10 protein-coding genes and 2 pseudogenes are annotated in these 14,917 nt (G+C 46.7%); 6 read left to right on the forward strand and 6 right to left on the reverse strand.

Annotated elements, in window-relative coordinates:
• Window positions 1-2: 2 nt before the first annotated feature.
• From DXT99_RS14010 to DXT99_RS14020, 3 genes are all read right to left on the reverse strand, one after another.
• Complete coding sequence (locus tag DXT99_RS14010; protein ID WP_115566193.1) at window positions 3-3,173, reverse strand: efflux RND transporter permease subunit; 3,171 nt, start codon at window positions 3,171-3,173, stop codon at window positions 3-5.
• Window positions 3,174-3,210: 37 nt separating this feature from the next.
• Entirely contained in the window at window positions 3,211-4,353 is a 1,143-nt protein-coding gene (locus DXT99_RS14015; protein WP_115566194.1) for an efflux RND transporter periplasmic adaptor subunit, read from the reverse strand.
• Between the two features lie 566 nt (window positions 4,354-4,919).
• Window positions 4,920-6,035, reverse strand: a complete 1,116-nt coding sequence (locus tag DXT99_RS14020) for an SGNH/GDSL hydrolase family protein (RefSeq protein WP_115566195.1) — start codon at window positions 6,033-6,035, stop codon at window positions 4,920-4,922.
• 267 nt (window positions 6,036-6,302) lie between these two features.
• Here DXT99_RS14020 and DXT99_RS14025 point away from each other — a divergent pair, with 267 nt between their 5' ends.
• The 4 genes and pseudogenes from DXT99_RS14025 to DXT99_RS14045 all read left to right on the forward strand — a co-directional run bounded on the left by DXT99_RS14025 (window position 6,303) and on the right by DXT99_RS14045 (window position 9,335).
• Entirely contained in the window at window positions 6,303-7,169 is an 867-nt protein-coding gene (locus DXT99_RS14025) for an aldo/keto reductase (protein WP_115566196.1), read from the forward strand.
• A 345-nt stretch (window positions 7,170-7,514) separates the two neighbouring features.
• Window positions 7,515-7,706: a DUF1059 domain-containing protein gene (locus DXT99_RS14030; protein WP_115566197.1), complete on the forward strand. Its 192-nt coding sequence runs from the start codon at window positions 7,515-7,517 to the stop codon at window positions 7,704-7,706.
• Between the two features lie 64 nt (window positions 7,707-7,770).
• A pseudogene (locus DXT99_RS27555) lies at window positions 7,771-8,540 on the forward strand (DUF5995 family protein).
• Between the two features lie 180 nt (window positions 8,541-8,720).
• A complete protein-coding gene (locus tag DXT99_RS14045) occupies window positions 8,721-9,335 on the forward strand; it encodes a hypothetical protein (protein ID WP_115566200.1) in 615 nt (204 codons plus the stop codon).
• 175 nt (window positions 9,336-9,510) lie between these two features.
• Here DXT99_RS14045 and DXT99_RS14050 read toward each other — a convergent pair whose 3' ends face one another.
• From DXT99_RS14050 to DXT99_RS14060, 3 genes are all read right to left on the reverse strand, one after another.
• Complete coding sequence (locus DXT99_RS14050) at window positions 9,511-10,056, reverse strand: REP-associated tyrosine transposase (protein ID WP_115566201.1); 546 nt, start codon at window positions 10,054-10,056, stop codon at window positions 9,511-9,513.
• 143 nt (window positions 10,057-10,199) lie between these two features.
• Window positions 10,200-10,889 carry a haloacid dehalogenase type II gene (locus DXT99_RS14055; protein ID WP_115566202.1) on the reverse strand — a complete coding sequence of 230 codons (690 nt, stop codon included), beginning with the start codon at window positions 10,887-10,889 and terminating at the stop codon, window positions 10,200-10,202.
• A gap of 578 nt (window positions 10,890-11,467) precedes the next feature.
• A complete protein-coding gene (locus tag DXT99_RS14060) occupies window positions 11,468-12,382 on the reverse strand; it encodes an LEA type 2 family protein (RefSeq protein ID WP_147294225.1) in 915 nt (304 codons plus the stop codon).
• A gap of 304 nt (window positions 12,383-12,686) precedes the next feature.
• On the opposite strand from DXT99_RS14060, the gene DXT99_RS14065 reads away from it, so the two are divergent.
• Together DXT99_RS14065 and DXT99_RS27975 are read left to right on the forward strand one after the other, a co-directional pair.
• Window positions 12,687-14,147, forward strand: a complete 1,461-nt coding sequence (locus DXT99_RS14065; RefSeq protein WP_115566204.1) for a glycosyl hydrolase family 8 — start codon at window positions 12,687-12,689, stop codon at window positions 14,145-14,147.
• A 591-nt stretch (window positions 14,148-14,738) separates the two neighbouring features.
• Window positions 14,739-14,840 (forward strand): annotated as a pseudogene (locus DXT99_RS27975) (IS5/IS1182 family transposase); the annotation flags it as partial.
• Window positions 14,841-14,917 lie beyond the last annotated feature (77 nt).

Raw genomic sequence — 14,917 nt, forward strand, 5'->3', positions numbered from 1 at the left:
ACTTAATTATGGGATACAGATACTTCGATCTCTTCTGTAATAGGTTCCGGCTTCTTTTTGAGTTTTTTCTTACCCATCATGCCGGCAAAAAGAACATAAAGTCCTGGAATCAGGAACAAGCCGACGATGGTACCGATGAGCATGCCTCCGGCTGCGGCCGTACCGATGGACCTGTTACCCAAGGCACCGGCACCACTGGCCACGCACAGCGGGATAAGACCGGCAATAAAGGCAAAGGAAGTCATCAGGATAGGGCGGAGCCTGGAATAAGAACCTTCTACGGCCGCCTCCAGTACCGACAAGCCTTCCTTACGCCGTTGCACGGCAAACTCCACAATCAGGATAGCATTCTTCCCCAGCAAACCAATCAGCATAATCAGCGCTACCTGGGCATACACGTTGTTCTGCAGCCCGAGCAGGTGCAAGGCTGCAAAGGCTCCAAACACACCGGCAGGTAAACAAAGAATGACAGGCAGCGGGAGCAGGAAACTTTCATACTGGGCAGCCAGCAGCAGGTACACGAACACAAGGCAAATGATGAAGATATAAATGGCTTCCTGGCCGGATGATACCTCCTGCCGCGTCATGCCATACCAGTCGTAGGTAAAGCCTCTTGGCAGGGTCTCCGCGGCAACCCGTTCAATGGCCGCAATGGCGTCACCGCTACTGTAGCCGGGGGCAGGGCCTCCTTTTACTTTTGCGGAGGTATACATGTTGTGGCGGGAAAGCTGCTCCGGCCCATATACTCTTTCCATGCTGATGAAGGAAGAATAGGGCACCATCTGGCCCTTGTCGTTTTTCACCTGCAGTTTCAGTACATCTTCCGGCCTTGCGCGGTAGCTGGGGTCGGCCTGCACCATGACATCATACATCTGTTCAAAGCGCACAAAATCTGAAACATACAAGCCACCAATCAGGGTTTGCAGGGTACTCATGGCCCGGTTGATGGTGACACCATTCTTGGCGGCCATATCCTGATCCATATGCAGCATGTACTGCGGGAAATTTGGGTCAAAATCTGTAGCGGCATGGGCAATCTCGGGTGACTTTCTCAGCTCGGCGATAAACTCATTTGTCACCTGGGCCATACGCTGCAGGTTACCGCTGCCGGTGCGGTCAAGCACCTTCATCTGGAAACCACTGGAATTACCGAATCCCGGCACAGTAGGAGGAAGAAAAAAATCTATCTGTGCATCCGTAATATGCCTGGTTCTTTCCTCCAGCTTGCGGATGGTTTCATGAATGGGCTCTTCCCGTTCGTCCCAGGATTTCAGGTTTACCATACCCATACCGTAAGAGGCGCCCGATAAGCCGGTGGAGAGATTGTACCCCGCCAGCGAGGTAAAGGACTCTGCCACTTCAATGGTTTTCGTTACCTGGTTAATGTTGTCCAGTACGCGCTCTGTTCGCTCTACCGTGGCACCGGCAGGCGTTGTCACGTCCAGGTAGATTACGCTTTGGTCTTCTGTGGGGATAAAACCTGTTTGCAGCACTGCGCTGATGCCCCAGGTTGCTGCAAAAAAGACAAGCAACATGGCAACAGTAATCAGCCTGCGGCTGGCCAGGAAAGCGACGCTGCCTCTGTACTTCATCGCAAAGGCATTGTAGCCACGGTTAAACCCGCCGAAGAAGCGCTGCATTATGTTTTTCTTCTTTTTCCCGTGATGGGTGTTGCGGAGCATAAGGGCACACAGCGCAGGTGTGAGCGTCAGCGCATTAACACCTGATATCACAATGGCAATGGCCAGCGTAAGCGAAAACTGACGATAAAATATACCTATCGGCCCCGACATAAAAGCCACCGGCACAAACACTGCTGACATCACCAGGGTAATGGCAATAATGGCGCCGCTGATTTCATGCATGGCAGCAAAGGTGGCTTGCCGTGGCGGCATATTTTCCTCCTCCATCTTGGCATGCACCGCCTCTACCACCACAATGGCATTGTCCACAACAATACCGATGGCCAGCACCAACGCAAATAAGGTGAGCAGGTTGAGGGAGAAACCCATCAGCTCCATAAAGAAGAGTGTACCTATCAGGGCCACTGGCACGGCCAGTGCCGGTATAAGCGTAGAACGGAAATCCTGCAGGAAAATGAACACCACGATGAACACCAGAATGAATGCCTCCAGAAGCGTTGTCAGCACGTTTTGAATGGACGCATCCAGAAAGCGGGAAACATCATACGTAATCTCATAATCCATACCGGGAGGGAAGGTGTTGGCTTCCAGCTCCACCATCCGTTCCTTCACCCGCTCAATCACATCCCGGGCATTTGAACCTGGCCGCTGCACGACCATGAGCGCGGCCGCCGGCTGGCCATCTGTTTTCGAGATACGCCCATAGTTCAGATTCCCTAACTCTACATCCGCTATATCTCTCAGGCGGAGCACAGAGCCATCGTCATTGGCTCTAATTACCAGGTTCTGGTACTGCTCCGGCTCTTCAAATCTACCCGTGTAGCGCAGCACATACTGCAGCATCTGAGGGGCTTTTCCTGAGCTTTCCCCTATCTGCCCGGGAGCGGCCTCTACGTTCTGGTTCTGAATTGCCAGGATTACCTCGTCAGTGGACACCTTGTAGGCCGTCATGCGGTCAGGCTTTAGCCACACCCGCATCGAGTAGTCTTTGGTGCTCATGATTTCGACAAACCCGACGCCGTCTACCCTCCGCAGTTCCTGCAGTATGTTCAAGTCAGCGAAGTTGTAGATGAACTTCTCGTCCAGCTCAATGTCCTCGCTCATCACGTTGATGTAGAGCAGCAGGCCTTCCACCTCTTTTTCCACTGTAACCCCGGCTTTGATTACATCCTCCGGCAAGTCACTTACAACTGTTGTTACCCGGTTCTGTACTTCTACTGCTGCCTGATCCGGATCGATACCGGCCTCAAAGTAAATTTTGATACCTGCCGTTCCCCTGTTACTGGATACAGAAGACATATACATCATGCCCGGCACACCATTGATAGCTTTTTCTAAGGGAGTGGTCACCGTGTTTGCCACCACATTGGCATTGGCGCCACGGTACTTAGCCCTTACCGAAACAGTAGGCGGAGCTATATCAGGAAAAAGGGCAACAGGTAAGGTGAAAAAAGCAAGCAATCCCAGTAAGGTTATAAAAAGGGATATAACAAGGGAGAGTACCGGTCTTCGTATAAAAATATCAAACATTCTATCTAATTCTAATAAGCTATCGTCTCTTAATTCATTACAATGTGGCCGCAATCAGACTATCCATGCCCACCAGCCTTGGCGTAATCTGCATGCCACTCTCAATACTTTGAATCCCCTCCAGTACAATCCTGTCACCGGGCTTCAGCCCGGACTCCACTATGTAAAAGGAAGAGAAGCGGGTTTGGGGTACAAAACTTTTCATGCTGACCTGGTTTGTGGAATCAACCAGAAAGACATAGTTTTTATCCTGAATTGAAAAAACAGCTTTCTGGGGTACCAGGATGGCATCTTCCACCGCATTAGACAAAACAATGTTACCCGAGGCACCATGTTTCAATGTCTTGTCAGGGTTCGGAAAACGGGCTCTGAACGCGATAGAACCGGTACCTGACTTGAACTCACTTTCCACGGTCTCAATATTTCCTTCGTAAGGGTAGGGGCTGCCATCAGCAAGGATTAACCTCACTTTGTTGTTCTTCTTCTGAGGGTCCTCTGCCTGTATTTTTATGTACTGCAGGTATTCGTTTTCAGAAACATTAAAATAAACGTAGATGGCGCTGATATTAGAGGCAGTGGTTAGCAGGGAACCATGATCTATCAGGCTGCCGGTTCTATGCGGTATGCGGTCGATGATCCCGTCAAACGGTGCCCGTATACTGGTATATGACAATTTAATGGATGCATTGGAGATGGTGGAGCGGGCCGCTACGATTCTGGAGTTGGCGGCGTCGAGCTTGGCTTTGGCTACATCAATCTCAGTTTTGGAGATCACGTTTTTTTCTACCAGCATCCGCAGCCTGTCGATTTCCAGCTTTATCCCTTTTGCTTCTGCGAGGGCGCCTTGCAGGTTTGCCCGCGCCTTCGCCAGCTCTTCTTTGTATTCCTCATCATTGAGTTTGAAGAGCAGCTGGCCTTTTGTTACTTCCTGTCCTTCGTCTACATACACCTGCTCCAGGAACCCCTGCACCCGCGCCCGAAGCTCTACATTCTGGACCGCCTGTATATCGGCAACATATTGATGATGCAGTACTGTGTCTTTCGCAATAATTTGTGTGACAGGAAATACCTGCTCTGATTTTCTTTCATTAACCACCTGACTTTCGGCCGAACACCCCGCTGTAAAAAGTGCAACAAGTAAAAAAAGAATGGTAGGAAAGGCCTTTGTCTTGTTCTTCATAATTAGCTATGTGGTTATAAGCGGTATTCAGAGGTTTGTTGGTTGCTTATGAGACAGCAACAGGGACAGAAATCTACACCAGGGCGGTATATTCGAAGTTATATGAAGCCTTACATCCAGAAGATGCAAGCTTATTAAGATGATATATAACTATTTCAAGCCTCTATTTGACTGTTTGCAAAAGCAAAGCCAACCTCTAAATCCCAGAAACATTAAAGAGATATTAAAATAAACGTCAATTAGCGTTTATTTGTTCATCATAATGTATCAAATATAAGAAATAATGTAGGTTATGGCAAGGTACTACATAAATAGTATAATATGTAGATATAAAGCTGTCGCTATGAATATTAGAAGAAGCTGCACCCGCTGCTGGCTTTTAAGTATGACTTTTTAAAGATAATGTCATTTTTTTGTCGTTTATTCCTGATGCAGAAATGTCAGATAATAGCTATTTCTTTTGCTTAATATTTTAGCGTTCCGGGGTTGAGAACGTTTTTTTCTAAAAAAGACAAGCCACTCTCAGTTTTGAGAGTGGCTTGTCTGAACATTAACTGCAAACAGATTTACATACCCGGCTGCAGCAGCTGGTTAAAGAAAGGCACCAGTTCCTGAGCCAGCACATCATGCTCTTCCACGCTTGGGTGCCCGGTGCAACCACTTGCCTGCATCGGCTGAAAGAAATGTAAGGCAACCGGTTTGTCAGCAGGATATCGGGCATCAATTTGTGCTTTTACCTCTGTCAGCGCGTTTTGCAGGGTCAGTCTGTTGTTACCGTTCACCATCGGGCTGCTCAGCAGAGCAATCCGGGCCTGCGGATACTTTGATTTTACCAGCTGCACAAACTTTACATATTCGTTTATGAAACGCGTGCTGTCAAATGGTAGTCTTTCTCTTTTGCCGTCGCCCTGGCTGAAATCGTTTGTGCCTAAGGCTATGCTAACTACCTGCGGTGTATAGGTGCCAAAATTCCAGTGTTGCGGGTTGTTGTCCTGGAAATCAATTTTCTCATACACCTGTGGCATCGCCGGGCCATCGCTGTTCCAGTTGCGGTAAGCGCCAATGCCGCTCACGCAGCTGACAATATAATTGGCACCCACTGCTGCTGCAACCCTGGGGCCGTAAGCCATCAGGGCATTGTGCTGGTCGTGGTACTCGCCGGTGCCACAAGGTACCTCAGACGGATCGGCAGCCGCACCACAGGTAATACTGTTTCCTATAAACTCAATAACCGGGGCGGCAGGTTTTTTTATTGCGCTTACGTTTTTGCCGGTTACTTTCTCTATTGCAATGGGGCCGGTATGGGCTTCGGTTGCTTTATAAACCCAAACCGTATGCTTGCCGCCTGTGGGCGCTTTAATTACAATGGGGTCTGCTGAGTCACCGGAGACTCTGATTCTTTTCTGATATACCCCGTCCAGCTCATACTGCAAATAATTATGCCCGTTGCCATTCGGTATGGAAGCAAAAATCCGGCTTTCGTTTCCTTCGAAGGTATACCCAAAGTGCACCGCAGAACTTATCAGTTCCAGGTTCTGAGCTAAGTTTAAGGTATGCCTTCCGTAGGGCTGCAAAGCAGTTGCCGGTAACGCATCGATTGCGTGTTTGCTGCTATTGGTAGAGGAACAGCTTAAGCAGAACAGGACGGCAGCTGCAGCCAGGTGTGTGTATTTTACTTTCATCTTGAAGTTTGACTACTACTAACTGCATGCAAGATGCACCGCATTCTTTGGTGTTACAATGCTTTTGTAGCGAATTAGCTTAAGCACCAGGTGCAGTCATGCTAGTAATAGCCATTTACTCCCTGTCTCCTGAAGTAAAAAAGAAGAGTCTTTAATTTATTACCAGATGGCAGGACGGGCAGGAAAAGTTCTAACAAGGAGGTGCTACTGCCGTACAGAAAGGTGCAACAATATATTTTACGACAACACTTATATATTATATATACTATGGCAAACGAAACAACATTTTCAAAAACATATACGATAGGCGGAGACCTCACCGTGAACAGGATGGGGTATGGTGCCATGCGCATCACTGGAGAGGGCATCTGGGGACCACCAAAGGACCACGATGAAGCGATACGTGTGCTGAAGCGATCGGTAGAACTCGGTATCAACTTTATAGACACGGCAGACAGTTATGGTCCCCATGTTTCGGAGGAGCTGATTGCAGAAGCATTGTACCCTTACCCTGAGGACTTGGTGATTGCGACGAAAGGAGGCCTTACACGCACCGGCCCTAATGTATGGCCTATCAATGCAGACCCTGATTACCTGCAAAAGGCATTAGAGGGAAGCCTGAAACGACTAAAGCTAGACAGGATAGACCTGTACCAGCTGCATCGGGTGGATCCGGAGGTTCCCTACGAGAAAACGCTCGAATTCCTGCAACGGGTACAGGAGGAAGGGCTGGTGAAACACATCGGTCTTTCAGAAGTAACGGTGGAACAGATAGAGGAGGCGCAGGAATATTTTGACGTGGTATCGGTGCAGAATAAGTATAGCGTCGACTTCAGAAAATGGGAGGATGAAGTGGAGTATTGTATAGAAAATGACATCGCTTTTATTCCCTGGAACCCGATAAATGCCGGTAATGTAGGTGCTTTAGAAAAGCTACAGGAAATAGGGCAGAAGTACGATGCCTCTGCGCACCAGATAGCCCTGAGCTGGCTCCTGCACCGGGCCCCAAACATCCTGCTTATTCCCGGTACATCCAAAGTGAAGCACCTCGAAGAAAACTATAAGGCGCTGTCGATTTCTTTATCTGAAGAAGACCTGGAGGAACTGGATGAGATAAAGCAGTCGGAAAAATAAGGCTTTCCAGCTTTATTCAACAGTAGCAGAAATTTACTATAAAGAAGCGCCGTCCTGATAATAATTGGGGCGGCGCTTTTTTGATCTATAGCAATGTATTTTAAGTATTGCCGGGTACTGTAATAATGATCAAACTTTAAATTAAAAATGTAGTATTTAAGTTTAATGCTGCTAGTAAGAGTGTATGTGAGAATACAGGGAAGCTACACGTGCAAACAACAAGGTTCATTCACCAGAAACCTCTGTATACGACCAGATCTATTGCTGATCTGAAGACGCAAAACAGACATCTCCTTAATTCCGAATCATGAAAATCAATTAATCACAAACATAAAATTCAAGACCATGAAAAGATTAAACTGCCGTGACGCCGGTTTTGACTGCGATGGTGTTTTTCGTGCTGAAACCGATGAAGAAGTACTAAATCAGGCAAGCCAGCACGCACGTGAAGTGCACGGTGTAACAATAACAACAGAGCAGGCAGCAGAACTAAGAACGCTGATTAAAGACGAGGGTATAAGAAACGGAGTCCATTAAGCAGGTAGCAAGTATTATTGTCATATACTTTAGTTAAATTATACTGTAAATAAACGCTGCTACCATGACGCTCCTTAAAACAGTATGTAAAACAACAGATGAGGTAATTACGGCCCTTGACAATATTATTCAGCAAAGTATCAGCACCAACGACAGGGCAGGATATTTTGCTGTATTATACTACCTCGTGACCTGCCGTGTGAAGGAGGAAATCATCCATCATGAGTTTGATGATGGACCACGTATGGAGCGGCTCGATGTTTTATTTGCAAACCGTTACCTGGAGGCATGGCACCTCTGGAAGGAAGGCAGACAGCCAACGGCTTCGTGGGGAGTTGCTTTCAGAAGCGCTACGCTTGCTCCGGCTATCATCCTGCAACATCTTCTATTGGGCGTAAACGCACACATTAACCTGGACTAGGTATCGCAACCGCTGAGACGATGAAAGGCCAGCACATGCCGCTCATTAAAGGAGACTTCGACAGGATAAATGCCATACTCAAGGCAATGGTGGATAAGGTGCAGGACAACCTGGGAAAAGTGTCTCCGCTGATGGGCTTGCTGGATATGTACAGTAAAACGCACGATGAACTACTGGTTGGTTTTAGTATAGTAGCGGCCAGGGAAGGTGCCTGGCTATTTGCACAGGAACTGAGTTATAAGACAGGTGATACTTACCAGGAGTGTATACTTAACCGCGACAGACGAATAGCTGGTTTAGCCAGGCGCCTGGCAAGCCCTTCCAGCTACTTTATGAGGCTGGTCCTCAAAACCATCCGTGCTTCTGAATGGCGAACTCCTGCGGCCAACATTCAACTCCTTAAAATTAGCTGAGGTAACGCCGACTGCAAATTCGCTGCACAAAAGTTTGAGATTGTAAATTCAGAACAGCTAATAAAAGTTAGTGAGATAGGGTGCGAACGGAGCACATCAGCAAAGTCTTTAAATTTTCAAAAAAAAATTTTGCTGCGGTGTTAGATTCCATATATTGTATCGTTAAAACAATATATACCTATGTACAAGCTTAAACAACTTCTGATTTTGTGCCTGATAGCAGGCGCACTGGTATCATGCGGCAAAGAAACTGATCCAGAACCGGTATCAACTGCAGAACAGGACTACCTTCCAACCACAAAAGGATCTACCTGGGAGTACGGGGGGATTTCGCCCTACACCTTAACTGCTACGGGGGAAACCAAGGTCATCAATGGTAAAACCTTTCACGTGATGGAGACGACAGAAGGCACTGAGAAAAGAAAATCCTATTTATTGAAAGAGAAAGGAGTCTACACGGGAATTGGTATGCATCCTGAGCTGGGAGACGTGGAAATTGCCATCTTAAAAGAGGAGACGCCAATTGGGAAACCCTGGGAGCAGACAAATACCATCAATGGAGTAGAGACTAAGATGACTTTGAGCATTGTTGCGAAGGGCGTTTCTAAAACGGTAGAAGGTAAAACATATCAAAACGTAATTAACGTGAAAATGGAAACTTCCTATATTTTCATGGGTATAGAAATAGATTCAGACGTTACTACCAATTACTACTTTGCCAAAGGCGTAGGAATTATATTGTCAGATTTTGGTGCTATGGGGCAGGTTCCCTTGCTGACCTACGATGTTAAATAAACCCTTTACCCGCTCTGTCTGTTTTACTGGCCTACAGTAAAACAGTGAGGACTGATATCTATTACAAACAAAAGGCAATGGCATTAAAAGGCTGTTGCCTTTTCTGTTTGTAAAATAGACTGGCTGTTTCGGATTTGTAATCCGAAACCTCTGAGAAGCGGATTTGTAATCCGCATTACTGAAGCAGTATAATATCAAGCAAGCCTTTCTCACCTGCATAGTCTCTGGCAGAGGAATAAAGGTAATGCTCCGGCTCAGTGGCTATTTCTGCCTTTACGGGGTTTTGGTGGATATACTCGAGTTTCTGTTCCAAAAAAGCATTTGAATGGATCTCTTTGGCTTCGTTCCCTTCTTGCCAGAATTTATTTTTCTGTATTTTAGCGTCACGGCTTCCTGCAAAGGCAAAACGATCTAAAAGCCAGACGCGCCTGCTTTCAGGCTCTTGCTGAATGGCGTTGATGATTACTTTGTTTGTGTACTTCTTGAAGTCGCGAAGTACATCAGATAAGGAACTACCTTCTTTAGCTGAGGCAATGAAATGAATATGATTCGTCATCAGGCACCAGGCGTAGAGCTCGAGTCCTTTCTCTTTCTGACAGTAGCGGACAGACTCCAGCAGCAGATGCTTATATGTAGGGCGTGTAAATACATCCACCCAGTCTACCACCGTCAGTGTCAGGTAATATAAATAGCCGGGATGTATGCGGTTTTTGAGGCCCATGCATTAAAATTTCTAAATCTGGCGGAACAAAAATACAGTCAGCAGATTGCGGATTACAAATCTGCGTCTCCATAGTTTCGGATTATAAATCCGAAACAGCTTTACTTAATTTATGCTGCCACTCTTCTAAAAAGACTTCTGCGTTATTCCATAGCAACAAGCGTATCGGCTAAATCAGAAAGAGTAGGGGCCGATAACTCCGGCGCCGGGGCTAGCGGGTAAAGCACCTGGCCAGGCCGGAATATAAAGGCCGCGCGGGCACCGGCACGTAGCGCGCCGGCCATATCCCAGCCATGGGCAGCCACCATCATTACCTCTTCCAGCTTTACACCCAGCTTGTCTGCCGCAAATTGGTAAGGGCTGGGATGTGGTTTGAATTTCTCCACGGCATCCACACTTAGTGTCGCTTCAAAAAAATCTTTCAGGCCTGCTTTCTCCAAGTGCGGTACACTTGATTTAGCGGGAGAGTTGGTAAGGGTTGCCATTCTGTACCCCGCTTTCTGCAGCTTTTGTAGGCCTGGGATCACATCGGGGTGTGGTTGTGTTTCCTTCACCATCGCCACCAGTTCTTTTTGCTTCTCCTCTGATACATTCTGCCCTATTATGGCTGCCGTCATACGCATTACTGCCTGGCCTACTTCACTGAAGCTGTGATAGGTATCCGTTACATTTTCTACCAGGGAATACTCCAGTAGCTGCGCGAACCAAAGCTTAAAGGCCAGTTCATTTTTGAAGGCCTTGTTTACAGCCTCCTGCATGTCAGACATGTCAAGCAATGTTTCGTTTACATCAAAAAGCAGTAAGGCTGGTCGTTTATTGGAAGTGTTTTGCATCTGGTCTTTATTAAGGAGTTGTATAGCTTTCGTGTCTGCATACGCTGCGCAGACCCTTTAAGTGCTTTTTTTAAGATTCAAATTTTGTAATGCACAAGCCTGCATATTGAATCATATAAACTCATTTGCTATTATTTTTTGTATCTGAAACGAACCTACCCCTATCCCCTCCAAGGCTAATCTTGTAGGGGAAGAACAAAAAGAATCAAAAGCACAAAAACCAACTGTCATTCTGGAGGAATTTTGGTAGAAATAGAGGGCTCCTACCCCCGGGAGGTTAAGCTTTTGCGGCTTGCCCACAAGATCCTTTCAGGATGACAAAAAAGGAAGAAGTACTTGCGAATTTTAGTTATTATAAAGCCTCTGAATTTTTCCCTACAAGATGAGCTCCAAAGAGGGGAATCTTCCTTCCAGGTCAAAATTACCCTCTTGGGAGGGGTAGGGGTGGGTAATCAACGGTAGCGAAATAGTGAAATGTAAGAATCGCGATTGGGTTAAACAAATTGCACAATGCTGGATATCTTCCCGATGAGGCTTTTTTGAAAGGTAAAGGTGTAGTGGGGGGAATGAAAGTACTGCTATTCTTCGTCGGTAACTGATTTTGCAGCTTCAATGGCTGATTTTAATTTACCTGATGCATTCATCTTTATTTCACTGTCTTCCAGCACCTCAGAGTCAGATACCAGATTTGTATTCATATAAAAGCTATAACTAACATCATCCCCCTTTCTGATCAGGTCAATCAGGTTTTTGCCCATCTCTTTGAAATCAAGCTCAGCAGGAATACTAATGGTCGTGGAGCCTTTTGCTGGGATGTTTACCGTACCTGGCTTGCTTCCTTCTACTGCTTCATTATTATCCAGCTGTACCGCGTAGTACATATCCCGGAAGCCAAAAGAAAAGGCATTCTTATTTGTTACAACAATGTCAGTTTTAAGGGTGGCGCCGGAAAAACCGACATCCTCAAGGCCTATATCTGCTACCTGTATTTCCGGCGGGCGTATCAATGGCAGTCTTTTCTCTATATCGAGGTCAAGTTTATCTTTCGGTATGATAGTCATGTCAGTGTAAATAGTAGCATCAACTCTGTAGTTGGCACTGTCCTCCCCCTGTTGCTCCAGGTTGTTAAGCACAGACTGAAGTTTATCATAGTAAAGCGTCAAGGTTAAGGAGAAGGCGGTGCTGTCACTAGCCTCAATCTGAAGGGAATCCGGGTAGGTGGTTCTGGCTATTTCGTTATCTTCAATATAGATAACATAGTGCAGGCTGTCGATACTGATACCCACAGGAGCGGGATTATCTATGACCATGCTCATCATCATGTCAGCCTTGTTTGCTGTAAGATTGGTCACCTGGATATTGGCAAGTTGTAATTCAGGCACTACATAGTCAGCCACTTCTTTGTCGGAGCTTTGAAACTTGATGACCGTGAAAATAATACCAGCAAGCACAAGAACCCCGAGTACCAGAAATATTGCCTTTTTAGTGCTCATGTTCGGATTGTATAAAAGTGCAGAAGAGGGCACAAGCTGTTACCCCATTCAGAAAATATAAATTTATACTTACGCGAACGAGGTTGCCGGTCCTGGTAATACTTTGTATTTCAGTATTTTGTGTGAGCAGATTGGTTGTTAATACTGAATTTTGAAAATAACTACGGAAATGTATCTTTAGCAGGAAAAGCAACTCCTGAACCTCCTCCCGCCAAATTAATTATTGTAATACTTCCCGTGTTATGACAATAGCTTCAGTATAGGGTGCTATATTTATAACTTGAAAAGACAAATAATACGATCAATGAAAAAACCAATCCTTTACGCTTTCGCCTTCTTATGGATATTGTGCACCATGGCCGGGTGTGGCAAAGATGAAGAACCCGTAGAACTGGAAACAGTGGTGAGCATTACGGTGAAGAATGCAGCAGGCAGTGCCGAAGCAAACCGTGATGTGTATCTGTTTGAAAACCCTTCCACAGATGTTAGCGGCCGTACTCCCTCCAATGCATTAAGAAAAGCTGCCACCAACACAAATGGTGTCGCCAGGTTCGACTTGCAAGCCATACCGGATTTGGCATCAACAGGCACTCTGTATTTTACTGTGTTAGACGGAGCTCAGAATGATGTCCTCGGCTCAGTGGCTGTAAACTATACAAAAGGCCAGTCTGTGGCAAAAGAGCTGGTATTACAGGAAATTGACACACCGGACCCTGAACCTGTTTCTGCCTACGAGCATGGTTTTATGCCTACCACCGTTACGCATGAACTGGCCATGAGCGAGTATGAACGCTGGAAAAGCACACAAGTGGTGTCGTGTAATGACGGGCTGAGAGTGATTGCAGCACCTGCCAATGAAACCAAAGTCGAAGCCATTGGATTCGGGCTTATGTTGGCAGCTTATGCTGAAGACAAGGAAACCTTCGATGGCATTTTAAAATTTTATAACAGCAAGCGAACGGCGCAGGCAGCAAACATGATGGCCTGGTCCGTGACCTGCGGTGGTATTCTGGACCCGGGCAGTGCAACCGACGGTGATGTTGATGTTGCCTTTGCACTGATTGTCGCCAGTAAGCACTGGGGCGATACTTACTTAGATGCTGCCAAGGAAATTCTTCAGATCATCAGAACAAACCTCATTGTGCAGTGCAGTGTGGATGGGGAAAATATGTACATACTGGCTCCAGGTTATTCCAACGGGGCCTGGGGTGGTTGCGGCATGACAGACGTGATGTACCATACCCCAGCCTTTTTCAGGGTTTTTGCAGCTGTAACGGGAGATAACGTATGGGAGCAATTAGCAGATGACACGTACAAGCTGTTAGAAAATGGTGCGCACCCGACCACAGGATTAGTACCCGACTGGCAAACAGCCAGCGGCACGCCAGGCCCTGGTGATCGGGCAGGTCATTTTGGATACGATGCCTGCCGTGCGCCCTGGAAGTTAACGCTGGACTATCTCTGGAATGGAAACACGAAAGCCGAAGAATGGAGCACAAAAGTATCGGGATGGGCAAACCAGGTTGGTCCTGCTAACATTGTGGATGGCTATGAACTGGACGGTACACCAATCGGCACAAACGGATTGAACAGTGCTTTCCTGGGAGGCTTTACCGTTGCCTCTATGAGCCACAGCCAGGCACGGGTGGACAGGTTTGGCACAGAGTTGAGTCAGCTAAGAGACACCTATTGGTTTAACATTAATACGAGGGTACTCTACCTGTTTACCTTAACGGGTAATTTCTGGAACCCCCTGGAGAGGTAAATTTTAAGTGCTATAGCGAAAGTGCTTTCCGCTGACCCAGCGGATGCTATCGCTGAAAGTATGAATAAAAACAAAGCGGCCCGGTGCGATGCATCGGGCCGCTTTGTTTATGGCTCCTTTGCCGCCTGCACACTTCGATCGGAATAGCTGCTGACAGATATCTGTACAGGCAACCCAGAGAACTGATAAAAAGAAAATACGCATCAATAAGCCCAACTAGCCCCAGCTAGCATGAGCTTGGCTTATTAGCTTTGATTGCACCGCCAGCAGGAGAGTATATCCAGTTGCACAGTTTTCTGAGTGGCCAAGGTTCCCCCAGTCAGAACCTAATACGAATAGTGACCGGCACCTACAGTGGCTCTGCAGCCTCTGTAAATAGTAGCTACACTTATGAATTTGATGAGAAGGGCTATCCAACCCTTATAACCTTCTATTCGAAAGCGAGTGAAGGTTTCAGCCCTCGCGAAAGCGCCTCTGAAACGAAACACACATACAGCTGCGATTGATTTCTTTTCTTGTATAAAGCCACATAATTAGACAACGTCCCATCTGTGGTTTGTACTATTACCTTGCTGAACATATAGCTGCGTGAAAAAGAAGAGGCAGAAAGGCTTTCAGGTGCTGCCAAAAAGGGGGGTGGAGGAGAGGACCTTTTCCTGTATGCATGAATCAAGACGCTTGAGCAAAGACTACGGTAAAGCAGCGTGGACTGGCAAAGTATTGTCTATCAGGCCATGAGCAGCATGATCATATAAAGGCTATAATGCCTT

The sequence above is a fragment of the Pontibacter diazotrophicus genome, assembly GCF_003367245.1.
GTDB lineage: Bacteria > Bacteroidota > Bacteroidia > Cytophagales > Hymenobacteraceae > Pontibacter > Pontibacter diazotrophicus.